This window comes from Bosea sp. 29B (genome assembly GCF_902506165.1).
Lineage (GTDB): Bacteria > Pseudomonadota > Alphaproteobacteria > Rhizobiales > Beijerinckiaceae > Allobosea.
Genome location: NZ_LR733817.1, coordinates 1676796 through 1700377, shown reverse-complemented (window position 1 = coordinate 1700377; position 23582 = coordinate 1676796). Strand labels below are relative to the sequence as shown.

General features: G+C 67.8%; 21 protein-coding genes. 15 read left to right on the top strand and 6 right to left on the bottom strand.

Annotated elements, in window-relative coordinates:
* The first annotated feature begins 9 nt into the window (after nucleotides 1-9).
* From GV161_RS08290 to GV161_RS08275, 4 genes are all read left to right on the top strand, one after another.
* Complete coding sequence (locus GV161_RS08290) at nucleotides 10-1170, top strand: alanine--glyoxylate aminotransferase family protein (RefSeq protein WP_159650193.1); 1161 nt, start codon at nucleotides 10-12, stop codon at nucleotides 1168-1170.
* Between the two features lie 19 nt (nucleotides 1171-1189).
* Complete coding sequence (locus tag GV161_RS08285; protein ID WP_152015164.1) at nucleotides 1190-1603, top strand: 5-carboxymethyl-2-hydroxymuconate Delta-isomerase; 414 nt, start codon at nucleotides 1190-1192, stop codon at nucleotides 1601-1603.
* A gap of 90 nt (nucleotides 1604-1693) precedes the next feature.
* Nucleotides 1694-2173, top strand: a complete 480-nt coding sequence (hpaR, locus tag GV161_RS08280) for a homoprotocatechuate degradation operon regulator HpaR (RefSeq protein ID WP_244624129.1) — start codon at nucleotides 1694-1696, stop codon at nucleotides 2171-2173.
* 173 nt (nucleotides 2174-2346) lie between these two features.
* Nucleotides 2347-4698 carry a xanthine dehydrogenase family protein molybdopterin-binding subunit gene (locus GV161_RS08275; protein ID WP_201302999.1) on the top strand — a complete coding sequence of 784 codons (2352 nt, stop codon included), beginning with the start codon at nucleotides 2347-2349 and terminating at the stop codon, nucleotides 4696-4698.
* A gap of 12 nt (nucleotides 4699-4710) precedes the next feature.
* On the opposite strand, the gene GV161_RS08270 is transcribed toward GV161_RS08275, so the two are convergent.
* The 6 genes from GV161_RS08270 to GV161_RS08245 all read right to left on the bottom strand — a co-directional run bounded on the left by GV161_RS08270 (nucleotide 4711) and on the right by GV161_RS08245 (nucleotide 10776).
* A complete protein-coding gene (locus tag GV161_RS08270) occupies nucleotides 4711-5751 on the bottom strand; it encodes a LacI family DNA-binding transcriptional regulator (protein WP_244624130.1) in 1041 nt (346 codons plus the stop codon).
* A gap of 126 nt (nucleotides 5752-5877) precedes the next feature.
* Nucleotides 5878-6522, bottom strand: a complete 645-nt coding sequence (locus tag GV161_RS08265) for a ThuA domain-containing protein (RefSeq protein ID WP_152015166.1) — start codon at nucleotides 6520-6522, stop codon at nucleotides 5878-5880.
* 12 nt (nucleotides 6523-6534) lie between these two features.
* Nucleotides 6535-7632, bottom strand: coding sequence for a Gfo/Idh/MocA family oxidoreductase (locus tag GV161_RS08260; protein ID WP_152015167.1), 1098 nt, complete (start codon nucleotides 7630-7632; stop codon nucleotides 6535-6537).
* A 25-nt stretch (nucleotides 7633-7657) separates the two neighbouring features.
* Nucleotides 7658-8518 (bottom strand): carbohydrate ABC transporter permease, encoded by an 861-nt coding sequence (locus GV161_RS08255; protein WP_152015168.1) that lies wholly within the window; start codon nucleotides 8516-8518, stop codon nucleotides 7658-7660.
* Nucleotides 8511-9401, bottom strand: a complete 891-nt coding sequence (locus tag GV161_RS08250; protein WP_152015169.1) for a sugar ABC transporter permease — start codon at nucleotides 9399-9401, stop codon at nucleotides 8511-8513. Before GV161_RS08250 ends, GV161_RS08255 begins: the two co-directional genes overlap by 8 nt.
* Before the next feature lie 115 nt (nucleotides 9402-9516).
* The gene (locus tag GV161_RS08245; protein WP_152015170.1) at nucleotides 9517-10776 is read right to left on the bottom strand and encodes an extracellular solute-binding protein; all 1260 of its coding nucleotides are present in this window, start codon (nucleotides 10774-10776) and stop codon (nucleotides 9517-9519) included.
* Between the two features lie 126 nt (nucleotides 10777-10902).
* Here GV161_RS08245 and GV161_RS08240 point away from each other — a divergent pair, with 126 nt between their 5' ends.
* The 11 genes from GV161_RS08240 to GV161_RS08190 all read left to right on the top strand — a co-directional run bounded on the left by GV161_RS08240 (nucleotide 10903) and on the right by GV161_RS08190 (nucleotide 23582).
* Complete coding sequence (locus tag GV161_RS08240) at nucleotides 10903-11682, top strand: SDR family oxidoreductase (protein ID WP_152016202.1); 780 nt, start codon at nucleotides 10903-10905, stop codon at nucleotides 11680-11682.
* Nucleotides 11683-11806: 124 nt separating this feature from the next.
* A complete protein-coding gene (locus tag GV161_RS08235) occupies nucleotides 11807-12652 on the top strand; it encodes an AraC family transcriptional regulator (RefSeq protein WP_152015171.1) in 846 nt (281 codons plus the stop codon).
* Nucleotides 12653-12791: 139 nt separating this feature from the next.
* Nucleotides 12792-15734 (top strand): molybdopterin cofactor-binding domain-containing protein, encoded by a 2943-nt coding sequence (locus GV161_RS08230; protein ID WP_152015172.1) that lies wholly within the window; start codon nucleotides 12792-12794, stop codon nucleotides 15732-15734.
* Nucleotides 15731-16558, top strand: coding sequence for an FAD binding domain-containing protein (locus GV161_RS08225; RefSeq protein ID WP_152015173.1), 828 nt, complete (start codon nucleotides 15731-15733; stop codon nucleotides 16556-16558). The genes GV161_RS08230 and GV161_RS08225 overlap by 4 nt, the downstream gene beginning before the upstream one ends.
* Nucleotides 16546-17076 (top strand): (2Fe-2S)-binding protein, encoded by a 531-nt coding sequence (locus GV161_RS08220; RefSeq protein ID WP_152015174.1) that lies wholly within the window; start codon nucleotides 16546-16548, stop codon nucleotides 17074-17076. The genes GV161_RS08225 and GV161_RS08220 overlap by 13 nt, the downstream gene beginning before the upstream one ends.
* On the top strand, nucleotides 17069-18613 hold the full coding sequence (locus tag GV161_RS08215; protein WP_152015175.1) for an AMP-binding protein: 1545 nt from the start codon (nucleotides 17069-17071) through the stop codon (nucleotides 18611-18613). Before GV161_RS08220 ends, GV161_RS08215 begins: the two co-directional genes overlap by 8 nt.
* 29 nt (nucleotides 18614-18642) lie before the next feature.
* Nucleotides 18643-19446: an enoyl-CoA hydratase-related protein gene (locus GV161_RS08210; protein WP_152015176.1), complete on the top strand. Its 804-nt coding sequence runs from the start codon at nucleotides 18643-18645 to the stop codon at nucleotides 19444-19446.
* A gap of 86 nt (nucleotides 19447-19532) precedes the next feature.
* A complete protein-coding gene (locus GV161_RS08205) occupies nucleotides 19533-20714 on the top strand; it encodes an ABC transporter substrate-binding protein (protein WP_152015177.1) in 1182 nt (393 codons plus the stop codon).
* Nucleotides 20715-20915: 201 nt separating this feature from the next.
* Nucleotides 20916-21806, top strand: a complete 891-nt coding sequence (locus GV161_RS08200; protein WP_152015178.1) for a branched-chain amino acid ABC transporter permease — start codon at nucleotides 20916-20918, stop codon at nucleotides 21804-21806.
* Entirely contained in the window at nucleotides 21799-22842 is a 1044-nt protein-coding gene (locus GV161_RS08195; RefSeq protein WP_152015179.1) for a branched-chain amino acid ABC transporter permease, read from the top strand. The genes GV161_RS08200 and GV161_RS08195 overlap by 8 nt, the downstream gene beginning before the upstream one ends.
* Nucleotides 22839-23582, top strand: coding sequence for an ABC transporter ATP-binding protein (locus GV161_RS08190; protein WP_152015180.1), 744 nt, complete (start codon nucleotides 22839-22841; stop codon nucleotides 23580-23582). The genes GV161_RS08195 and GV161_RS08190 overlap by 4 nt, the downstream gene beginning before the upstream one ends.

Below are 23582 nucleotides of genomic sequence, written 5' to 3'. Positions count from 1 at the left end.
CTTCCTCCTGTGACGACGTCGCCCACCAGCCCCTATCCCTATCGCCTGCGCCTTCCCGGCCCGATCTCGATTCCCGAGCGCATCCGCCAGGCCACGGCCCGCCCGATCATCAACCATCGTGGCCCCGAGATGCGCGTGGTCCTCGAGGAGATCCAGCGCCTGATCCAGCCATTGTTCGGCACGACGGTGCCGGTGCTGACCTTCGGCGCCTCCGGAACGGGCGTGATGGAGGCGAGCCTCGTCAACGTGCTCGCTCCCGGCGAGAAGGTGCTGGCGCTGGCGCATGGCCAGTTCGGCGACCGCTACGCCCAGATCGCCCGCGCGCTCGGCGCCGAGGTCGACGTCATCGAAAGCGAATGGGGCTGGGCGCCGGATCCGGCGGTGGTCGCGGCCAAGCTGGAGACTGCGAACTACCGTGCGGTGATCACGGTCCACAATGAGAGCTCTACCGGCGCGGTGACCGACCTTGCCGCGATCGGTGCGCTGCTGCGCGATCGCGACACGCTCTTCCTCGTCGATTCCGTGAGCGGGCTTGCCGGCATGGAGTTGCGGCAGGACGAATGGGGCGTCGACATCATCGTCACCGGTTCGCAGAAGGCGTTGATGTGCCCGCCCGGCCTCGGCTTCGCCAGCGTCAGCGACAAGGCGCGCAAGGTGATCGAGCGCGACGATCGCTGCCCGCGCTTCTATCTCGACATGCGCAAGGCACTCGCCACCGTCGACAAGCACGAGACCGCCTTCACCTGCCCGGTCTCGCTGCTGTTCGGCATGCAGGAAGCCCTGAGGGCGATCCATGAGGAGGGGCTGGAGCAGGTCTTCGCGCGCCACAAGCGGCTCTCGGATGCCTTGCGCGCCGGCTGCGTCGCGCTCGGCCTGCCGGCTTTCGGCGATCCCGCAGCGGCTTCGCGCACCGTTGTCGTCGCCTCCGTGCCCGAGCCGCTCACCGGCGGGGCGATCGTCAAGCACATGTACGAGACCTACAACACCGTCATCGCCGGCGCCCGCAACAAGCTGAGTGGCCGGGTCGTCCGGATCGGCACGATGGGGCAGATCAGCGAGGCCGACATCCTGACCGACCTGCACTATCTCGAACTGAGCCTGACGGCCCTCGGCCACAAGGTTCCGTCTCCCGGCTGCGGCGTCACGGCCGCCATCGCCTCCCTGCGCTGAAGACCACGGAAACGCCGCCATGCCTCACATCTGGGTCGAATATTCCAGCAATCTCGAAGCCAGCGTCGATGTCCCCGTCCTGCTCAAGACGGTACAGGATGCGTTCATCGGCGACGGGACGGTGTTCCCCTTCGCCGGAGCCCGCACGCGCGGCGTCCCGGTCGCCAACTACCTGATCGTCGACGGCCATCCCGACAACGCCTTCGTGCATGTGCTGCTGCGCATCGCCAAGGGGCGGTCGGAGGAGGAGAAGAAGGTGGCGGCCGCCCGCGTCTTCGAGGCGGCGAAGGCACTGCTCGCGCCCGTCTCGGCCGCCCGCCCGCTCGGCCTCTCCGTGCAGATGGAAGAGGCCGACGAGGCGCTGAATTTCAAGACCAGCAATTATCGCGAGTATTTGAAGCGGCGCGGCATTCCGGAGAAGGTGGTAGCCTGAGGCAGAAGCGGCGCCGCCGCGATGCCGGGCTCGCGCCGCTTCGGCTCGGGAGTTTCCATGTCTGGACCAATGCAAGGCAAGCCCCGATCGATGCCGCACGACTCCGACACGGCCGCAGCCCGCATCCGCATCCGGCATTTCTCGAAATCGCTGCCGATGTCGCTGCTCAGGGCGCGCGAGGCGGTGATGCGCCATTTCCGGGCGAGCCTTAGGCGCTTCGGCATCACCGAGCAGCAATGGCGCGTGCTGCGGGCGCTGACCTCGGGCGAGAGCTTCGAAGTGACCGAGCTGGCCGAGGCGACCTTCCTGCTGCCACCCAGCCTATCGCGCATCCTGAAAGACCTCGACGAGCGCGGCCTCATCCTGCGCCGGACGTCGAAATCGGACCTGCGGCGCGGCATCGTCTCGATCTCGCCCCAGGGGCTCGCGCTGATCGAGCAGGCGGGCACCGAATCTGAAGTGATCTACCGCGAGATCACCGGGCGCTATGGCAGCGAGCGCCTCGCCGAACTGCAGAGTTTGCTCCGGCAGCTGGAAGAATGCCTGGACGGGCCGGAGATCGCCGGCTGAGCGCCGTTCGCCCGTCGCGCATGGCAGGGTTGCCTGCCACGACGGCCTTCTGCCGCCCGGAGGGTTTGACAACCCCGCCGCTTTTCATGTGACAATCGGACAGGCAAGCCGCTCTGCCCTCTGCAGCGGGATCGCTCGTCGATCGGCCCAACATCCCATCGTGGTGCCTCGTCATGAACATGCGCGCAGCTCCTGCCGAGCTTTCCTCGGCATCGTTCGGAATCGGCCAGCCGGTGCCACGCAAGGAGGACCCGATCCTGGTGCGTGGCGAGGGGCGCTACACCGACGATCTGTCGCTGGAGGGACAGCTCTACGCCGCCTTCGTCCGCAGCCCGCATGCGCATGGCCTGCTCAACGGCATCGACACCTCGGCCGCCAAGGCGATGAAAGGCGTGGTGGCGATCTATACGGCCGCCGATCTGGAAGGGCAGGGCTATGGCCCGCTGCGATGCCAGATCGACTTGCCCAATCGCGACGGGACGCCGATCCGCAAGCCGGTCCGCATGGCGCTGGCGGCCGGCAAGGTCCGCTTCGCCGGCGATCCCGTAGCTGTCGTCGTCGCCCGCACGGCGGTGCAGGCACGGGACGCCGCCGAGGCGGTCGGGCTCGACATCGATATCCTGCCCGCCGTTACCTCTGGGGAGGAGGCGCTCGCCCCCGGCGCGCCGCTTCTCTATGACGAGGTGCCGGGCAATCTCGTCCTCGATTACCAGTCCGGCGATGCGCAGAAGGTCGCCGCCGCCTTCGCCGGGGCGGCCCATGTCGCCCGGCTGCGGATCGTCAACAACCGCGTCGTGGTCAACCCGATCGAGCCGCGCTCGGCGATCGCGAGCTATGATCGCAAGGCCGGCCGCTACACGCTGCACGCGCCGAGCCAGGGCGTCTTCGGCCTGCGCAACAACCTCGCCGCGGCGATGGGCGTCCCGGCTACGAAGATGCGGCTGGTCACCGGCCATGTCGGCGGCTCCTTCGGCATGAAGGCCTCGGTCTTCCCCGAGCATGTCGCGCTGCTGCACGCGGCGCGCCTGCTGAAGAAGCCGGTGAAATGGACCGACCAGCGCTCGGAGAGCTTCGTCGCCGACCATCACGGCCGCGACATGGTGTTCGAGGCTGAGCTCGCGCTCGATGCGCGCGGCCGCTTCCTGGCGACGCGCTTCACCGGCATCGGCAATATGGGCGGTTATCTCTCGCCGGTCGGGCCGATGATGGCGAGCTTGAATATCGGTAAGAACAGCGTCGGCATGTACCGCACGCCGCTGGTCGAGGTTCTCGCGAAATGCGCCGTGACCAATACCCCGCCGATCGGCGCCTATCGCGGTGCCGGGCGGCCCGAGGGCAATTATTTCATGGAGCGGCTGATCGACACCGCCGCCCGCGAGATGGGGATTGACAGCGCCGAGCTCCGGCGGCGCAACCTGGTCAAGCTTGGGCAGCTGCCTTGGACGACGCCGATCGGCACCGTCTATGACAGCGGCGATTTCCCGGCCCTGTTCGCGCAGGCGCTCGAAGCCGCCGATTGGAAGGGCTATGCGGCGCGGCAGCGGCAGAGCCGCAAGGCCGGCAAGCTACGTGGTCGCGGTATCGGCTGCTATCTTGAAGTGACCGCACCGCCGACCAATGAGATGGGCGGCCTGCATTTCGAGCCCGATGGCAGCGTCACCATCGTTACCGGGACGCTCGATTACGGGCAGGGCCACTGGACGCCTTTCGCCCAGATCCTGTCGAGCCAGCTCGGCGTTCCCTTCGACAGTATCCGCCTGTTCCAGGGCGACAGCGACCGCCTGATCGCCGGCGGCGGCACCGGCGGTTCGAAATCGGTGATGGCGAGCGGCTCGGCGATCATCGAGGCGAGCGAACTCGTCATCGAGAAGGGCAAGCTGCTCGCCGCTCACGTCCTGGAGGCCGCCGCTGCCGACATCGAATTCGCGGCCGGCCAGTTCCGGATCGCGGGAACCGACCGCGCCATCGGCATCATGCAGCTCGCCGAGACCCTGCGGACGGGTGCGCCCCTGCCTTCCGACCTGCCCCAGAGCCTCGACGTCGACCATGTCTTCAAGGCGGCGCCCTCGGCCTATCCCAATGGCTGCCACATCGCCGAGGTCGAGATCGACCCTGAGACGGGGCAGGTCGAGATCGCCAGCTACGTCATGGTCAACGATTTCGGCACCGTGGTGAACCCCCTGATCGTCGAGGGGCAATTGCATGGCGGCGTCGTCCAGGGGATCGGCCAGGCGCTCTACGAGATGACCGTCTATGACGAGGCCGGCCAGCTCATGACCGGTTCCTTCATGGACTATGCGATGCCGCGCGCGGCGGACGTGCCGTTCTTCTCCTTCGCCAGCCGGGGCGTCCCGACCGCGACCAACCGGGTCGGCGCCAAGGGCTGCGGCGAGGCTGGCTGCGCGGGCTCGCTGCCCTCGGTGATGAATGCGGTGGTCGATGCGCTCGCGCCGCATGGCGTGCGCCATCTCGACATGCCGGCGACACCCCTCGCGATCTGGAAGAGCATCCACGCGCGGAGCTGAGGCGGCGTCGCCTCAGCTCATATTGTCGCGCAGGAAGATCTCGATGCGGATGCGTTCCTGGTCGAGCAGGATCGGCTCGCCGGTGACCTCCGCCATCATCAGGCGCGCGGCCGAGCGCGCCTCGTGGCCGGGGTCCTGGTTGATCACGGCCGCGACAGTGCCCGACAAAAGGCCGCGCCGCGTCGCCTCGGTCAGCTCATGCGCGATGAAGACGAGCGGCCGGCCGGCGGTTTCCAGCGCCGCGACGATGCCTTCGTTGCCGGCGCCGATATTGTAGAGCCCGATCAGGTCAGGATGCGACGCGAGGAGATCGGCCACCGCCGCCTTGTTGCGCTCGCTCTGGTCGCGCCCCTCCAGCACCGGCAGCAGGTTGAGGCCGGGATAGTCGCCGGAGAGCACCTGCTGGAAGCCGTAGAGCCGCTCGACATGGTCGCGTAGCGACATCGAGCCGAGGATGACGCCGACCTTGCCGCTGCGGCCGCCGAGGAAACGGCCCATCAGCGAGGCGCTGGTGCGCCCCGCCGCCGGATTGTCGATGCCGACATAATGGGCGCGGCGGGAGGTCGGAGCGTCCGAGACCAGCGTCACCACGGCAACGCCGCGCGCGACGAGGTCGTCGATAGCGGCGCGGACCTTGGGATGGTCGAGCGCCACCGTGGCGACGCCATGGAAATGGTCGGCCAGGCCGGCAAGCCCGCTCGCCAGCGCCTCGGAATCAAAGACGTCGAGCTGCAGGATGTCGACGAAGGCGTTCTGCGGTTCGAGCCAATCCGAGATCCGGCGCACCTGCTGCATCAGCCCGGCCATGAAGGCGTTGGTGCTGGAGGGCAGGATGAAGGCGAAGCGGAAGGACTGGCCGCGCGCCAGCCGGGCCGCGGCCGGGTTGGCCCGGTAGTCGAGCTTGGCGATCGCGCGCCTGACGCTTTCGACGGTCTTGGCCCGGACCCCGTCGCGCTGGTTCACGACCCGGTCGGCCGTAGCGAGCGAGACCCCGGCCTCGCGCGCCACGTCTTCCAGCGTCGCTCTCCTGATCTGGATCCGGCTTCGATCCACCGCGTCCTCCACGACCTCTCCTCGCATCTGCGCTACGGGGTCGGCTTCCAGCCTTACCGGCAGCGCAGGCCTTGCATTTCCGGGGGGCTCAAGTCCAGCCGTTCAGGCGAACCCGGCCACCAGGTATCAGCGTGCGGCCCAAAGCAGCCCGCGCGTCATGATCGTGCGGATCTCGGGCACGTCGAGCTCATAGGCGCGGTGGCCGAGTGAGGAATAGAACACCCGCCCCTTGCCGTAACGCTTGCGCCAGACCACCGGCATCACCACCCCGTCGATCCAGGGCGCGTGCTCGCCGGTGAAGGTCGTGGTCGCCAGCACCTCATTGGCCGGGTCGACATGCATGTAATACTGCTCCGAGCGGTGCTCGAAGCTGGCGATGCCCTGCATCAGCGGATCATCGGGCCGTGTGATGTCGACGGTGTAGTCGATGATGCCGCCGGGGTGGGCCACCCACTGGCCGCCACACATGAACTGGTAGTCGACCGCGTCGCGGAAGGCGTCGCCCATGCCGCCATGATGGCCGGCGAGGCCGACGCCGCCGGCAATCGCCTCGCACAGGGCAGCGGCCTCCGGCTTCTCGATCTTCGACATCGTGTAGATCGGCACGATCAGCGAGTAGTCGCGGATCGCAGGATCGAGGAAGACGGAGGTCGCGGTCTCGACGCGCACGTCGAAACCCTCCGCCTTCAGCCAGCCCCGGATCATCGAGCTGCAGAGGTCGGGGTCATGGCCGCTCCAGCCGCCCCAGACGATCAGCGCAGTCCTTGTCATGTCGATCCCCATTCAATCCAGAGTGCCGGTGGGCAGGCCAGGCGGCAGCATGGCCGGTCGCTCGACCGTGGTTGCAAGCGTGACGCGCCGTCCTTCGTCGGAGGCGGTCTGGAAGGCTTCCATCGCTTCGAGCACATGCAGCGCGAGCGCACCGCTGGCCCGGTGCGGCCGGCCGGAGATCAGGCCCGCCGCCATGTCGGCGACCCCGATCGAGCGGAATTCGCCCTCGCTGTTGCCGTGGCTGAGCGCTTGCGCCTCCCAGTCCCCGCCGGCCTTGGCGACCAGGACCTCGCCGCCGAAGCGGTTCGGATCGGGCACGGACAGGCTGCCCTCCGAGCCGTAGATCTCGATCGGGCTGTGGCGGTGCTTGGGCACGTCGAAGCTCATCGTGATCGAGACGACCGCGCCGGAGACGAATTCGAGCACGCCGGTGACATGGGTCGCGACCTCGACCGGGATCAGCGTGCCGTTCATCGGCTGGCTGGTGACGAGGCGCTCGGCCTTGGGCCGCGTCGCGAAACCGACGACGGAGGCGATCGGCCCCAGCAGGTTGACGAGGTCGGTGATGTAGTAGGGGCCCATGTCGAGCATCGGGCCGCCGCCACGCAGATAGTAGAAGCCCGGCGCCGGGTGCCAGCGCTCATGGCCGGGGCAGCCGAAGAAGGCGTTGCCGGCGACGGCCTTGCCGATGGCGCCGTCGTCGATGAGCTTGCGGGCGGTCTGGTGGCCGCCGCCGAGGAAGGTATCGGGTGCCGAGCCGACACGCAGGCCCTTTTCCTGCGCGAGGTCCATCACCTTGCGGGCTTCGGCGACGTTGACGCCGAGCGGCTTCTCGGAATGGACGTGCTTGCCGGCTCGCAGCGCCGCGAGGCTGACATCGGTATGGGCCAGCGGCACGGTCAGGTTGACGATGATCTCAACATCGTCGCGCTTGAGGAGCTGGTCGACCCGCATCGCCGGCACGCCGAACTCGGCGCCGCGCGCTTCTGCTGGGGCGGTGCGCATGTCGGCGACGGCACGCAGCTCGATGGTCGAGAACTGCTGCATCGCCGTCATGTATTTCGTCGAGATGTTGCCGCATCCGATGATGCCGACGCCGATCTTTCGCATGGAACGCTCCTTGATAGCCGGATGCTCAGCCCTTCACCGCGCCGGCGGTCAGGCCGGCGACGATGTGCTTCTGGGCGAAGAGGAAGAGGATGATGGTGGGCAGGATGGTGAGGGTGATGAAGGCGAGGATCAGGTGCCACTCGGTCGAGTATTCGCCCTGGTAGACCATGATGCCGAGCGGCCAAGGATAGAGGCGGTCGCTATTCAGCATCACCAGCGGGATCAGATAGGCGTTCCAGCTGTGCACGAAGGTGATGGTGCCGACCGTTGCCAGGATCGGCCGCGACAGCGGCAAGGTCACGTAGCGGAAGAATTTCGGATAGGAGCAGCCGTCGACGAGCGCGGCCTCCAAGAGCTCGGTCGGCAGATCCTTGAAGAAGCGCCGCAGCAGGAGGATGCTCATCGCCAGCGCGAAGGCGACCTGGGGCAGGACGACGCCGAGATGGCTGTCGAGCAGGCCGAGATCACGGACCTTGATGAATATCGGCAGGATCGCGGTGGCGGCCGGGAAGAGCAGGCCCATCGTCAGATAGTTCAGCAGCATGTCGCGGCCGAAGAAGTGCAGATGGGCGAAGACGAAGGCGGCCATGGAGGCGCAGATCAGCGTCAGCACCACGGTCAGCGTGGCGATGACGAAGGAGTTGCTGAGCAGCTGCCAATAGCGCTTCGAGAGCAGGATATCGGCGTAGTTGCTCCACTCCCAGACGCTGGGCAGGCCGAACGGGTTGACGCGCAGTTCGCCGAGCGACTTGAAGCCGCCGAGGACCGTCGCGACCAGCGGCGTCATCACGAACAGGACGACGGCGAGGAGATAGAGCGCCTTGCCGACCGCGGCGGGGCTGAAACCGTCGTCGCTGAAGGCGGCGGTGGAGGTCGGCTCACTCATCACGCATGATCCAACGCTTGTAGGTGAAGGCGAACACCACGCAGATCAGGAACAGGATGACGCCGACGGCGCTGCCGAAGCCGACGCGCATGCGCGTGATCCCGAAGGTGTAGAGAAAGCTCACCATGGTGTGGGAGGAGTCCGACGGCCCGCCGCGCGTCAGCGGCATCACCAAGTCGAAGAGCTGCAGCGAGCCGACGATGGCGAAGAAGACCGAGAGGCGGATGGTCGGCGCCAGAGAGGGGATGACGACATAGCGCAGGCTCTGCCAGCGGCTGGCGCCGTCGATCCTGGCCGCCTCCAGCATGGAGCGGTCGATGGTCTGCAGCGCCGCGATGAACAGCATCATGTGGAAGCCGAAATACTTCCACACCACGACGATGAGGATGGCGGCGAAGGCGGTCTGCGGGCTGGCTAGGAGATGCGGCGCCTCTGCCCCGAAGCCCTTGTAGATCGCCGCCAGCAGGCCGTAATCGCCATCATAGACGAAGCTGAAGATCAGGCCGGTGGCGATCTCCGCCAGGATATAGGGCAGGAAGAACACCATCCGCAGCGCCACCGCGCCGCGGAAGCGGTCGGCCAGGATGATCGCGAGCGAGAGCGCCAGCGGCAGCTGGATCACCAGCGAGACGACGATGATCAGCAGGTTGTTCTTGAAGGCGGTGCCGAAGGCGCGGTTGTCGAAGACGAAGCGGTAGTTGTCGAGGCCGATCCAGTTGGTCGGCCTGCCGAAGCCGTTCCAGTTGAAGCCGGAATACCAGGCGGCCTCGCCGACCGGCAGCACCACGAACAGCGTGAACAGCAGCAGCGCCGGCGGCAGGAAGAGCAGGATGGTCGAGAGCTTGCCGATATCGGCACCTCTGCGCCCGGCGTAGGCAGCCATGATCACCTCGCGCGATGATGAGCGGGCAGGAGGGGGCGGCCGGCGGGACGTGCCCGCCGCTCGATGCTTGGGTCGGCTGGGGATGCGTGTCGCGCCCCCGGCTCGTCGCTTCTCGTCAGTTGCCCTGGCGGAAGGCGTCCTGGATCGCCTTGGCCGCCTGTTTCGGCGTCATGGTGCCGGCGGCGATCTCGGTGGTCGCGTCGTTGACGACGCGACCGACGGAGGGCCCGAGATCCTGGTCGTAGAAGTTCTGGTGATAGCTGGAGTTGGCGATGTTCTGGGCGATGTTGCGCATGAAGGCGCTGCCGAGCCCGGCCTCCGCGCCCTTGTAGACCGGCACGACGAAGTTGCCGGCAGCGAGGCGCTTCTGCGGTTCGGCGCTGACGAAGTATTTCAGGAAGGCGACCGCTTCCTTCGGTGCGCCCTTGGTGACGAGCCAGCCATTGATGCCGCCCAGCGTGTCGCTCGGCAGGCCCTTGCCGCCGGGGACGGTCGGGAAGTTGATCCAGGCGAGCTTGTCGTCGGGCACGCCGGTCTTGTCGACCGCGAAGACCTTCTGGGTGTGGTAGAAGCTGGAGATGGCGAGCAGCATCGCCGCCTTGCCGTCGCCGAAATGGCCGATCGCCTGCTGGCTCTTGAAGCCGAGGAAGCCGTTCTGGAAGGGCTGGAGATCGACGAGCTGCTTGAAGAGCTCGCCCGACTTCTGGAAGGTCTCGCCCTCGAAGCCGCCATCCTGCCCCTTCAGCGCCGCCTGCATCGCCGCCTTGCCGCCGAGGCGCACGGCCAGATTGGTCCAGTAGAAGTGGACCGGCCATTTGTCGGCGCCCCCGACCGCGAGTGGCGTGACGCCGGCGGCCTTGAGCTTCTTCACCGCGTCGAGCAGGTCGTCATAGGTCGCGATCTTGCCGGCATCGATGCCGGCCTTCGCCAGCAGGTCCTTGTTGGCCATGAAGCCGACCTGCGAGACGCCATAGGGCACGCCGTAGATCTTGCCGTCGACCGTGAAGGCGTCGACCGCGCTCGCGGAGAGATTGTCCTTGTAGCCCTGCATGGCCGCGGTGATGTCCTCGAGGACGCCGGCCTCGACCTGCGACTTCAGCACGCCTCCAGCCCAGCTGAAGATGATGTGCGGCCGGTCCCTGGATTGCAGCAGCGTCGGTGCCTTGGCCTTGTAGGCCTCGTTCTCGAGATACTGCATCTCGACCTTCACGCCGGGATTCTTCGCCTCGAACTCGCGCGCGACCTCGTCCCAGATCTTCACCACGACCGGGTTGGCCTCGATGTGCAGCCATTTGACCGTGGTCTGGGCGACGGCCGCGCCTGCGCTGAAGGCGAGGGCAACGGCGCCGACAAACAGGCCTTTGAAACGAGCCATGAGGGTCCTCCCGGGTTTCGGCCGCTGACGGGCCGTTGACGGCTCGAACCGTAACCTCAGAATTTGAGGTGCGCAACTCAAATTCTGATGCTAGTCAAATCCGGACGCCGTAGCTTATGCGTGGCGATGACGAGGGAGGCGGTCTTGGCGGGTGCGATTTATCCGGATCTCGAGGGCAAGGTAGCGCTGGTCACGGGCGGTGGCTCGGGGATCGGCGAGGCGATCGTGCGTGCCTTTGTCCGGCAAGGCGCGAAGGTCGGCTTCATCGACCTGAAGGAGGCGGAGTCCCACGCCATCGCGGCCGAGCTCGCCGCCGGCGGGGGAAACGTGCATTTCGAGCGCGCCGACCTGACCGACATCACGGCGCTGCGCCAGGCGATCGCCGCGATCCGCGCGGCGCTCGGACCGGTCGACATCCTCATCAACAACGCCGCGCACGACCAGCGCCATGATGCGCTCGAAGTCACACCCGAATTCTGGGACGAACGCATGGCGGTGAACCTGAAGCACCAGTTCTTTGCCGCGCAGGCGGTGCTGCCCGACATGATCGCGCGGAAGGGCGGCGCGATCGTCAATTTCGGCTCAACCTCCTGGATGATCGGCCAGGGCGGCATGCCGGCTTATACGGCGGCGAAATCGGCCGTGCTCGGGCTGACGCGCTCGCTGGCGCGCGATTTCGGCGAGCACAATATCCGCGTCAACGCGATCGCGCCGGGCTGGATCATGACGCAACGCCAGATCGATCTGTGGCTGACGCCGGAGAGCGAGGCCGAGCTGATGCGCCGCCAATGCCTGAAGCGCCGGCTGGTGCCCGAGGACATCGCCCGCGCGACCCTGTTCTTCGCCTCGGAGGAAGCAGGCGCCTGCACCAACCAGCATTATGTCGTCGACGGCGGCTGGGTCTGACGCCTGCGCCACCCGCGACAAAGCGGTCGGCCCGGCCTGCCTTGAAAGAGGGCGGGTCGCCGTCCAATATCCTTACCTTGGCGGCTGGCCGCCCTGACAACACGAGACCGGGTGAGGAAACGGCATGTCGGATGCCCTGCGCATCGCGCACGGAGCTTTCGGCCGGGTGGCGCTGCTCGACATGGATCGCAGCCTCGTCCGGCACGCGCACCCGCATTGCCATGTCCTGCTCAAGGTCGACGGCGACGACACGCAGTTTCTGGTCGGGGACCATGTCGCCCCGCTGACCGACGATCTCGCAGTGCTGGTCAATGCTTGGGAGACGCATGCCTATGTCCACGATCCCTCGCGCAAGAACGCTCTGATCCTGGCGCTCTATATCGAACCGGACTGGCTGCGCAGCTTCCGGCCGAACTGGGCGGCGAGCGGCTCGCCCGGATTCTTCGAGCACTCGGCCGGCGAAGTCAGCGCCCATATCCGCCAGACCGCGCTCGATCTCGCCGCCGAGATGGTGCACGAACCCGGCGCCAGTCGTCGGCAGGAGGAGCTGCTCTCGGAACTGATGATCGCGGTGATCGAGCGCTTCACGCCCTGGCGCTCGATCGGTGCCTCCTTGCGCGAGATCGCGCGTTCGAGCGCGGTCGACTTCCGGGTGCGCCGGGCGATTTCGCTGATGCGCTCCGACCCGGCCGCGCCGCTCTCGATCGAGCGGCTGGCGAGCGAGGCCGGCCTGTCACGGGCGCATTTCTTCCGGATGTTCGAGACTTCGACCGGCGTGACGCCGCATGTCTTCCTCAATGTGCTGAAGGTCGAGCTTGCGGTCGGCGCCGTCGTCGATGGCGACGAGAGCTTCAGCGCGATCGGCGACCGGCTCGGCTTCAGCGCGCCCGCCCACTTCACCCGCTTCTTCCGCGACCATTGCTCGGTGGCGCCGAGCGAGTTCCGCAACGTGGCGCGCCTCGGCCGATAGTGGTCTGATCGGGCCGATCCTTCGAATTTGAGACTATTCGGTAAGTCGCGAGACTGGGCGGGATCGAACCCAGCCGGCTGATGACCGAACCTTCCCATGAGGCGCCTCCGTAAGAGCGCCTCATGGGAGCCGAACGCTGGTGAAGGCTGAAACCATTTCGTGGACGGGTCAGTCCGTGGAGCGCGTCGAGGACGCCGCCCTGCTGACCGGTCGCGGGCGCTTTATCGATGATCTCGGCACCAGGCCGGGCACGCTGCACGCCGCGATCCTGCGCTCGCCGCACGCCCATGCCGACATCCTCTCGATCGAGATCGCAGCCGCCGCCACGCTGCCGGGCGTGGTGGCGATCGTCACCGGCCGCGACCTTGCCAAGCTGACCACGCCGATGGTCGCCGGGCTGAAGATCGCCGCCGAGAACTGGCCGATGGCCGTCGAGCGCGTGCGTTATGTCGGCGAACCGGTCGCGATCGCGGTGGCTGAGAACCGCTATCTCGCCGAGGATGCGCTCGACGCGATCGAGGTAACCTACCGGCCGCTGAAGGCGGTCGTCGATCCCGTCGCCAGCATGAGCGAGAGCGCGCCCGTCCTGCACGAGAAGGCCGGCGCGAACCTCGTCAGCGACCGGCGCTTCCGCTATGGCGAGCCTGCAGCGGCCTTCACTGCTGCCGCCCGCATTGTCTCGGTCAGCATCGCCTATCCGCGCAATACCGGCTCGCCGATGGAGACCTTCGGCGTCGTCGCCGAGTACGATCCGCATGAGGACGTCTACGACATCCTCGCCAATTTCCAGGGCCCGTTCAGCATCCACACCGTGCTGGCGCGCGCGCTGAAGGTGCCCGGCAATCGCCTGCGTTTACGGATGCCGCCAGACTCCGGCGGCAGCTTCGGCGTCAAGCAGGGCGTCGCGCCCTATGCCGTCCTGATCGGGGTCGCCGCGCGGATCGCCGGGCGGCCGGTGAAATGGATCGAGGACCGGCTCGAGCATCTCGGTGCGGCGGTGGCGGCGACCAACCGCGTCACCACGCTCAAGGCGGCCGTCTCCAGCGAGGGGCGGATCAGCGCGCTCGACTGGGACCAGATCGAGGATTGCGGCGCCTATCCGCGCGCCCCGGAGCCCGCGACGCTCTACCGGATGCACGGCAACATGACCGGCGCCTACGACATTCGGCATGTCGCGATGCGCAACCGCGTCGTCCTGACCAACAAGGCGCCGACCGGGCTGGTGCGTGGCTTCGGCGGCCCGCAGGTCTATTTCGCGCTGGAGCGGCTGATGCAGCGCATCGCCGTCGAATTGCGGCTCGATCCGCTCGACGTCATCCGCCGGAACCTGATCCCGGCCGGCGCCTTTCCCTATCGCACCGCGACCGGCGCGCTCTACGATTCCGGCAACTACCAGACGGCGGTCGAGCAGGCCGTTGCCGGCCGCCTCGCCGAGCTCGAACAGCGCCGCGACGCAGCGCGCGCCGCCGGCAGGCGCTACGGCATCGGCTTTGCCGCGGTGGTCGAGCCCAGCGTCTCCAATATGGGCTACATCACCACCGTGCTGACCGCCGAGGAGCGGCGCAAGGCCGGCCCGAAGAACGGCGCGCAGGCGACGGCGACTGTCTCGATCGATCCGGTCGGCTCGGTCAGCGTCCATGTCGCCTCGACGCCGCAGGGCCAGGGCCATCGCACAGTGCTGGCGCAGGTCGTCGCCGACATCTTCGGCCTGCCGCATCGCGACATCAGGGTCGTCGCCGATCTCGACACCGGCAAGGACGCCTGGTCGATCGCCTCCGGCAACTATTCCAGCCGCTTTGCCGCGGCGGTGGCCGGCGCCGCCCATCTCGCCGCGACCCGCCTGCGCGACAAGCTCGCCTTGATCGCTGCGGACCAGCTCAAGGCCGAGCCCGGGCAGATCGGCTTTGCCGGCGGCGCGGTCTTCGCCAAGGGAAATCCGGACAAGACCATCCCGTTCGGCCGGATCGCGGCGCTCTGCCATTGGTCGCCGGCGCTGTTGCCCGATGGCGTCGACCAGACGATCCGCGAGACCGCCTTCTGGACGCCGCCGCAGCTCACTGCGCCGAGCGAGGGCGACGAGATCAACTCCTCGCTCTGCCATGGCTTCATCTTCGACATGGCCGGCGTCGAGGTCGATCCGAGCAGCGGCAAGGTCCGGATCGACCGCTACGTCACCATGCATGATTGCGGCACCGTGCTGCATCCCGGCATGGTCGAGGGCCAGATCCGCGGAGGCTTCGCCCAGGCTCTCGGCGCGACCTTCTACGAGGAGCTCGCCTATGCCGAGGACGGCGCCTTCCTGACCGGCACCTTCGCCGACTACCTGCTGCCGACCGCGACCGAGACGCCGGATATCGAGATCCTGCACATCGAGACGCCCTCGCCCTTCACGCCGCTCGGCACCAAGGGTGTCGGCGAGGGCAATTGCATGTCGACGCCGGCCTGCCTGGCAAATGCGGTCGCTGATGCGCTCGGGGTCTCCGACATCGCCCTGCCGCTGACACCCGCCAGGCTTGCGGCACTCGCCGCCGAACCCGAACCGACCCGGCCGGCGACGAGCCGCGCCGCAGCGCCTGCCGCCAGGCCGGGCGACCGCAGCCTGCGCGGCGAAGGCGAGGCCAGGGTTCGCGCCGCGCCCGAGGCGATCTGGGCGATGCTGCTCGACGTCGACACGCTGGCCTCGATCATTCCCGGCTGCCATGGCGTGCAGAAGCTCTCCGAGACGCATTTCAAGGCCGACGTCACCCTCGGTGTCGGCCCGGTGAAGGGACGCTACAAGGCCGAAATCAGGCTCGAAGACCTCGATGAGCCCCAGGCCGCGACATTGACCGGCTCGCTCTCCGGTGCGCTCGGCACCGGTGGCGGCTTCGGCCGCGTGACGCTGACGCCGGACGGCAAAGGTGGCACCGTGATCGCCTATGCCTATGAGGCAGCGGTCGGCGGCAAGGTCGCGGCGATCGGCGGGCGCCTGCTCGACGGTGCGGCCAAGGCGATCATCGGCCAGTTCTTCGCGGCGCTGGCGCGCAAGGCGTCGCCGGGCAGACCCGGCCTGCTCGCCCGCCTGTTCGGGAGGCGCGCATGAAGCCCGCGCCCTTCGACTATCTGCGCGCCGGCAGCCTCGACGAGGCGCTGGCGGCGCTCGCCGAGCATGGCTCCGAGGCGCGCATCATCGCCGGCGGCCAGTCGCTATTGCCGATGCTGAACATGCGCCTCGCCAAGCCCGCTCTGCTCGTCGACATCATGGGCGTCGCCGGGCTCGGTGAGGTCCGGCGCGAGGGCGGGATGATCGTGGTGCCGGGCGGCGTTCGGCAGGCGGCGCTGTTGCAGCGGCCCGGCTTGGCGAGCGAACAGCCGCTGCTGGCTGCCGCCTTGCCTTGGCTCGGTCACTACCAGACCCGGGCGCGCGGAACGGTCTGCGGCTCGGCCGCGCATGCCGATCCCAGCGCCGAAATCCCGCTCTGCCTGGTCGCGCTCGATGGTGAGATCCGCCTGCGCTCGCGCCGCAAGCGCCGGGTGCTCAAGGCGGCCGACTTCTTCTCCGGCATGATGGTGACGCAGAAGGCCGATGACGAGCTGATCGAGGCCGTGGCCTTTCCGGCTGCCCGGCCCGGCACCAGCTATGCCTTCGAGGAGGTGGCGCGCCGGCATGGCGACTTCGCCATCGTCGGCTGTGCGGCGATGGTCGAGGCCGGGCAGATTCATCTCGCGGTCGCCGGTGTCGCCGACAAGCCTGAGCGCCGGAGCTGGCCGCGCCTGGAGGGTTCCGCGCTCGACGACGCGCTCAACGCCTTCGCCTGGGAGCTCGACGCCCGCGAGGACCTGCACGCCAGCGCCAGGCTGCGCCGCGACCTCGTCCGCACGCTCGGCCGCCGCACGATCGAGGAGGCCGGCAGATGCCTCGCCTGAGCGCCGCCACCCGCCACCGCGTCGGCTTCACGCTGAACGGCAAGCCCGTCGCGGTCGAGGCCGAGCCACGCCTGCTCGCGACCGACGCGCTGCGTTACGGCCTCGGCGCGACCGGCACCCATGTCGGCTGCGAGCACGGCGTCTGCGGCGCCTGCACCATCCTGATCGACGGGGCGCCGGCCCGCGCCTGCCTGACGCTCGCCGTCCAGCTCGAAGGCCGGGAGGTTACCACGGTCGAGGGCTTGGCGCCGGCGCAGGATCGCCTTTCGGTGCTGCAGGCCGCCTTCCGGCGTCACCACGCATTGCAGTGCGGCTTCTGCACCGCCGGCATCCTGATTTCGCTCGACGCCTTCCTGCGCGAGCAGCCGGAGCCGAGTGAGCGGGAGCTGCGCGAGGTTGTCGGCGGGCATCTCTGCCGCTGCACCGGCTACACCCCGATCATCGCCGCCGCGCGCGAGGCCGCTGCCCTGCTGCGCCAGGCATCTCAGTCCACCGCCGCGGAAACCCTCGATGTTTGACCTCGGGACCAGCTTCACCGCCAGCGTGGCCCGCACTCCCGACGCACTCGCCATCGTCGATGGCGAGGTCCGCCTGAGCTATGCGCAATGGCTGGCGCGGATCTCCTCGCTCGTCGCCGCCTTCGACGGCATCGGGCTCAAGCCCGGCGACCATTTCGTCACCATCATGCAGAACCGCTGGGAAGCGGCGAGCCTGCACTGGGCCTGCCAGTTCGCCGGGCTGATCATGACGCCGATCAACTGGCGGGCGAAGCCGGACGAGATCGATTTCGTGCTGGAGAATGCCGGCGCCAGGGCGATCGCCTTCGAGGCCGTCTCCGCCGCCGCCATGGCCGAGAGCGCGCTCGCCGCAAACCTGCCGCGGATCGCGGTCGGCAGCGATGCCGGCCCTGCAGACTTCAGCTTCGGCGAGATGATCGCCAAGGAGGCGCCGACCGCGACGCCTCGCGCTTCGGCCGAAGACTGGTCGCTGATGCTCTACACCTCCGGCACCACGGCCAAGCCGAAGGGTGTGCCGCGGCGGCACCGGGCCGAGCGCATGGCCGCGCTCGCCCATGTCGCGCAGAACCTCTACGGCAGCGGCGAATGCACGCTCGGCGTGATGCCGTTCTATCACACGATGGGAGTGCGCTCGCTGCTGGCGATGTCGCTGATCGGCGGCACGTTCGTCTGCCTGCCGCGCTTCGATGCGGCACGGGCGCTGGAGCTGATCGAGGCCGAGCGCGTCAGCAATCTCTATCTCGTGCCGACGCTCTACCACGACGTTGTTCACCACCAGCGCTTTGCCGGGAGCGACGTCTCCTCGGTTCGCAAGCTCGGCTTCGCCGGTGCGCCGATGACCGACGGGCTGCTCGGTAAACTGACCGAGGCGTTCAAGCCCGAGCTGTTCGTCAATCATTACGGCTCGTCGGAGATCTATACCTTCACCATCGACCAGAACGCCGCGGCGAAGCCGGGCTGCGCCGGCAAGGCCGGGCTCAACCAGCTCATCCGCGTGGTCCGGCTTGGCGCGGCTTCGGCTGCTGAGCTGGCCCGACCCGGCGAGGAGGGCGAGATCGTCGCGCTCGCCGCCAGCGACGAGGCCTTCGAGGGTTATTGGCGCCGGCCGGAGGCCGACGCCAAGTCGCTGCGCGACGGTTGGTACTTCACCGGCGACACCGGTTATTTCGACGAGGACGGCGATCTCTTTGTCACCGGCCGCGTCGACGACATGATCATCACCGGCGGCGAGAACGTCTCGCCGGTCGACATCGAGAGCTGTCTGTCGCTGCACCCGGCCGTGTCGGAAGTCGCCGTGGTCGGCCTGCCGGACGAGCGCTGGGGCAAGATCGTCGTCGCCTTCGTACAGCGTGCCTCGGCTGTGACGGCCGAGGCACTCGACCGGCACTGCAAGATCTCCGGCCTCGCCAATTTCAAGCGCCCGCGCCGCTACGAGTTCGTCAAGGCGATCCCGAAATCGCCGGTCGGCAAGCTGCTGCGCCGCCAGCTCGTTGCCGGCGACTACGAGCCCGAGCGACCCGATCTCGCCGCCGAATGATCCCAACCCTGCAATCGAGAGCTACAGCCATGAACGCAGTCACCCCGATCCACGCCAGCCTCACCGGTCTCGACGGTTTCCGCGTCGAGATCGATCCCGCCCGCGAACGCGCCGACATCATCCTCGACCGGCCGCCGATGAACACGGTGGCGATGGCCCAGCGCGATCAGCTGCGCAAGGTGTTCGAGGCGCTCGACGAAGACGATCGCGTGCGCATCATCGTGCTGCGCGCGGTGGGCGAGCACTTCTCCTCCGGCGGCTATATCAAGGGCTTCCTGGAGGCTTCGCCGGAGCATGTCTCCAAGCTCGCCTGGAACATCGCCGCCCCGGCGCGCTGCTCCAAGCCGGTGATCGTCGCCAACCGCGGCTACACCTTCGGCGTCGGCTTCGAGATCTCGCTCGCCTGCGATTTCCGCATCGTCTCGGAGACCTGCCAATACGCCCTGCCGGAGCAGAAGCTCGGGCAGATCCCCGGCTCGGGCGGCTCGGCCCGCCTGCAGAAGATCGTCGGCATCACCCGGACCAAGGACATCGTGATGCGCTCCAAGCGTATCTCGGGCAAGCAGGCGCTCGACTGGGGCATCGCCACCGAATGCGTGCCGGATGGCGAGCTCGAGGCTGCGACCGACCGGCTCGTCGACGAATTGCGCTCCTTCTCGCCGATCGCCCAGCGCACCGCCAAGAAGCTGCTCAACGATACCGAGGATTCGACGCTGGCGATCGCGATCGAGCTGGAAGGGCATTGCTACAGCCGCCTGCGCCAGTCCGACGATTTCCGCGAGGGCGTCGAGGCCTTCCACGCCAAGCGCGCACCGAAGTTCACCGGCCGCTGAGCCGGCAAATGACCTGCGCGGGCGTGGCTCGCGCAGGTCCACTGAACCGACATCGCAGAACAACAACCAGAACCGAGGGAACGACCATGAAGACGACCGGATATCTCGCAGCCGTCGCCGGGCTGCTCGCTGCAACGGCGCTCACCGGCGGTGCGCTCGCCCAGAGCGGCCCGATCAAGATCGGCGTCGTCACGCCGCTGTCGGGCACCTATACCCCGATCGGCCAGCAGGTCCGCTGGGGCCTGGAGCTCGCCGCCAAGGAGATCAATGCCGCAGGCGGCATCGCCGGCCGCCAGGTCAGCCTGGTCTTCGAGGACGAGGAGGCCAACCCCGCCGTCGCCGTGCAGAAGGCCGAGAAGCTGTTCCAGGTCGAGAAGGTCGACTTCCTCACCGGCACGGTCAATTCCGGCTCGACGCTCGCCGTCGCGCAACTGGCCGAGCGCAATGCCAAGCTCGCGGCGACGACCGTCTCCTTCGCCGACTCGATCACCACCGACAAATGCTCGCCGAACATGTTCCGCGTCAACGCGCGCGCCGAGCAGCAATCGGTCGCGCTCGCCGCCTGGCTCGCCAAGGAGAAGCCGAAGGCCAAGGTCTATTATCTCGGCCCCGACTATGAGATGGGCCGCTCGACCGTCGCCGCTTTCAAGAGCAGCGCCGAGAAATCGGGCGCGCCGACCGGCGGCGAGGTGTTCGCGCCGCTCGATTCCAAGGACTACACCCAGTATTTCGGCCAGATCCGCGCTTCGCGGCCGCAGGTGCTCTATACCTCAGTCGCCGGCAACGACACGGTCAGGCTGCTGACCCAGCTGCAGGATTTCGGCCTGCTCACCAACCTGCAGGTCGTCGGCGCCTCCGGCACCGTGACCTCGCAGAACATCGGTGCGATCGGCCAGGCGGCCGAGGGCTTCGCCACAGGCGTCGGCTATTCCCCGCAGATCGACACGCCCGAGAACAAGGCCTTCGTCACGGCCTTCCGTGCGGCGAACAAGGCCGATCCCGACCTTTACGGCGCCGACAGCTACGGCCTGCTCTTCGCTTACAAGGCGGCCGTCGAGAAGGCGGGCTCGACCGAGACCGACAAGGTGCGCGACGCCTTGCGCGGCTTGAGCTGGCAGACGCCGCAGGGCGCCAAGACCATCCGCACCGGCGACCACCAGGCGATGCAGCCGATGTATGTGGTGCGCGTCGCTAAGGGCAAGTTCGACATCATCGACAAGGTCGATGCCGACAAGGCGATCGGCCCCGACGCCTGCACCCGGTTCTGAGGGAACTCGCGAACCTCGACCTGTCCTCTCCCCCCTTGTGGGGGAGAGCTAGAGAGGGGGTAGTCAGCCGTGAGGCTGCGGAGACCGGGCGCTCTCGACGCCGGTCAGGCGCAACCTTCAAGGCCACCACCCTCGATATCCCCTCCCCAACCCTCCCCCACAAGGGGGGAGGGAGTGCGCTCTCACCGCGGAAAACCGCTCATGAATGCCCTCGACTACCTCCAATTCGTGCTGGCGCCGCAGGTCGTCAACGGGCTCGCGCTCGGGGTCGCCGTGGTGCTGGTCGCCCTCGGGCTGACGATCATCTTCGGCATGCTCGACGTCATCAACATGAGCCATGGCGAGTTCTACGCCATCGGCGCCTATGCCGCTCTCGCTCTGGGCGCAGCCGGGATCAGTTTCTGGTTCCTGCTCGTGCTGGTGCCGGTCCTGATGGTTCCGCTCGGCATGGCGGCCGAGCGCCTGCTGATCCGGCCGGTCTTCGACAGCCGGGATCGGCACGTCACCACGCTGCTCGTCACCTTCGGCCTCGCGCTCGTGGTCGAGGACCTGCTCAAGGTCGCCTTCGGCCCCAACACCCAGCGGCCGCCGACGCCGATCCCGGGCGCGACCGAGCTCGCCGGCATCATCGTGCCGAACTACCGGCTCTTCCTGATCGTGGTCGGCGCGGCGATCGTCAGCGGCGTCGCCTATGTCGTCTATCGCACCCGTCTCGGCGCGATGGTGCGGGCCGCCGCCTTCGACCGCAACATGGCGGCTTCGCTCGGCGTGCCGGTGGCGCTGGTCTATGCCGGCACATTTGCCTTCGGTGTCGCGCTCGCCGGTCTCGCCGGCGTCCTGCTCGCGCCGGTCTACTCGGTGTTCCCAACCATGGGGCGTGACTTCATCCTGCTCGCCTTCACCGTCGTCATCGTCGGCGGCATGGGCTCGATCTGGGGCGCCGTCGTCGCCGGCCTGCTCCTGACGCAGGTTCAGGCGTTGGCCAGCCTGGTGATCTCGCCGGTCTGGACCGATCCGATCGTGTTCGGGACCATGGTCGCCTTCCTCGTTTTCCGCCCGCAGGGCCTGTTCGGGAGGCTCGGCCATGCGTGACCGGCTGACTTTGTCGATGCGCGCGAGCCATCTGCTCGCTCTGGTTTTCGTTGCGACCGCGCTCGCGCTCGCCGCGATCGGCGCCGCCAGCGGCGATACCTTCTATCTTCGCCTCGGCACGGAGGCGCTGATCTTCGCCGGGCTGGCGCTCTCGGTCGACCTGCTGCTCGGCTATTCCGGCGCGCTCTCGCTCGGTCAAGCGCTCTATTTCGGCATCGGCGCCTATGTCTCGGCGCTGACCCTGCTGAAGGTGCCGTCCTTCTGGCTCGCCATGGCGGCGGCGGGCGGGACGACGCTCCTCGCCTCGATCCTCGGCGGGCTGATCGCCAACCGGGTGCGCGGCGTCTATTTCGCGCTGATCACCTTCGGCCTGGCGCAGGTCGTCGCCAAGGTCGTCTACAACACGCGCGAGCTCGGCGCTTCCGACGGCATGATCGGCATTCCCGTCATCGAGATCGGCTTCGGCCCGGTTTCGGTCTCGGCCGGCAACCCGGTCGGCTTCTTCCTGATCGTGCTCGCGATCATCATGGGGCTGTACGGGCTCACCGCCTATCTGCTCGACACGCCGTTCGGGCGGGTGCTGACCGCGCTCAAGGCGAATGAGAAGCGTGTGCCCTTCCTCGGCTATTCGGTCTGGCGGGCGCGGATGTTCTCTTATGTCTTGGCCGGGCTGATCGCCGGACTTTCGGGCGCGCTCTACCCGATGCTGCGCGGCTTCGTCTCGCCGGAACTGATGTTCTTCGCGACGTCCGGCAATGCGGTGATCTCGGTCATCCTCGGCGGCGTCGGCACGCTGATCGGCGCGATCTACGGCTCGGTCCTGCTCGTCCTGCTGAAGTCGATCACCGGCAGCTGGACCGAGCACCATCTCATCGTGATCGGCCTGATCTTCATGGTCTGCGTGATGTTCCTGCCCAAGGGGCTCGTCGGCTTCATCCGGCCGCGCATCGAGGAGCGCCTGCTCGCCGGCGCGCAAAAGCCGGCCGCGCCGTCCTTCGCTCCAGCCCAGCTCGAAACGGGGAGTGCCAAGCCATGACCGGTCCCGTCCTCGACATCCGCGATCTCGGCATCGCCTTCGGCGGCCTCAAGGCAGTCGACAGGGTCAGCTTCAGTGCAGAACGCAACCGGATCACCACGGTCATCGGGCCGAACGGTGCCGGCAAGTCGACGCTGTTCAACCTGATCAGCGGTGCGCTGAAGCCGAGGTCCGGCCAGCTCCTGATCGACGGCGTCGACATGACCGGCGCCTCGCCGTCGCGGACCAAGGCGGCCGGGCTGTCGCGCTCGTTCCAGATCACCAACCTGTTCTTCGAGCTGACGGTGGCGGAGAATCTGCGCATGGCCGCGCAGGTGCTGGAGCCCAACGCCCGCGCCTTCCTGCCGATTGGCCGCTCGACCCGGGCGCTCGCCAAGACCGGCGAGATGCTCGAGCGCTTCCAGCTCGGCCATAAGCGCGACGAGCTCGCCGGCGATCTCTCGCATGGCGACCAGCGCCGACTCGAGATCGCCGTGTGCCTCGCTTCCGAGCCGAAGATCCTGCTGCTCGACGAGCCGACGCAGGGCATGAGCCATGCCGACACGGCCGACACCGCCAAGCTGGTGCGCGAGCTCAGCCGCGACGTCAGCGTGCTCCTGATCGAGCACGATATCGGGCTCGTCATGGACCTCTCGGACCATGTCGTCGTCATGCATCAGGGCCGCAAGCTTGCCGAGGGGCCGCCCGCTGTGGTGCGGGCCGACCCGGCCGTGCAGGCCGCCTATTTCGGACATCACTGA

Coding starts and splice junctions, on each gene's coding strand:
- GV161_RS08220 (WP_152015174.1), top strand. CDS start 16,546: ATGCCTCGCCTGAGCGCCGCCACCCGCCACCGCGTCGGCTTCACGCTG.
- GV161_RS08255 (WP_152015168.1), bottom strand. CDS start 8,518: ATGAGTGAGCCGACCTCCACCGCCGCCTTCAGCGACGACGGTTTCAGC.
- GV161_RS08225 (WP_152015173.1), top strand. CDS start 15,731: ATGAAGCCCGCGCCCTTCGACTATCTGCGCGCCGGCAGCCTCGACGAG.
- GV161_RS08235 (WP_152015171.1), top strand. CDS start 11,807: ATGTCGGATGCCCTGCGCATCGCGCACGGAGCTTTCGGCCGGGTGGCG.
- GV161_RS08200 (WP_152015178.1), top strand. CDS start 20,916: ATGAATGCCCTCGACTACCTCCAATTCGTGCTGGCGCCGCAGGTCGTC.
- GV161_RS08240 (WP_152016202.1), top strand. CDS start 10,903: ATGACGAGGGAGGCGGTCTTGGCGGGTGCGATTTATCCGGATCTCGAG.
- GV161_RS08210 (WP_152015176.1), top strand. CDS start 18,643: ATGAACGCAGTCACCCCGATCCACGCCAGCCTCACCGGTCTCGACGGT.
- GV161_RS08205 (WP_152015177.1), top strand. CDS start 19,533: ATGAAGACGACCGGATATCTCGCAGCCGTCGCCGGGCTGCTCGCTGCA.
- GV161_RS08195 (WP_152015179.1), top strand. CDS start 21,799: ATGCGTGACCGGCTGACTTTGTCGATGCGCGCGAGCCATCTGCTCGCT.
- GV161_RS08190 (WP_152015180.1), top strand. CDS start 22,839: ATGACCGGTCCCGTCCTCGACATCCGCGATCTCGGCATCGCCTTCGGC.
- hpaR (WP_244624129.1), top strand. CDS start 1,694: ATGCCGCACGACTCCGACACGGCCGCAGCCCGCATCCGCATCCGGCAT.
- GV161_RS08245 (WP_152015170.1), bottom strand. CDS start 10,776: ATGGCTCGTTTCAAAGGCCTGTTTGTCGGCGCCGTTGCCCTCGCCTTC.
- GV161_RS08275 (WP_201302999.1), top strand. CDS start 2,347: ATGAACATGCGCGCAGCTCCTGCCGAGCTTTCCTCGGCATCGTTCGGA.
- GV161_RS08250 (WP_152015169.1), bottom strand. CDS start 9,401: ATGGCTGCCTACGCCGGGCGCAGAGGTGCCGATATCGGCAAGCTCTCG.
- GV161_RS08215 (WP_152015175.1), top strand. CDS start 17,069: ATGTTTGACCTCGGGACCAGCTTCACCGCCAGCGTGGCCCGCACTCCC.
- GV161_RS08285 (WP_152015164.1), top strand. CDS start 1,190: ATGCCTCACATCTGGGTCGAATATTCCAGCAATCTCGAAGCCAGCGTC.
- GV161_RS08260 (WP_152015167.1), bottom strand. CDS start 7,632: ATGCGAAAGATCGGCGTCGGCATCATCGGATGCGGCAACATCTCGACG.
- GV161_RS08265 (WP_152015166.1), bottom strand. CDS start 6,522: ATGACAAGGACTGCGCTGATCGTCTGGGGCGGCTGGAGCGGCCATGAC.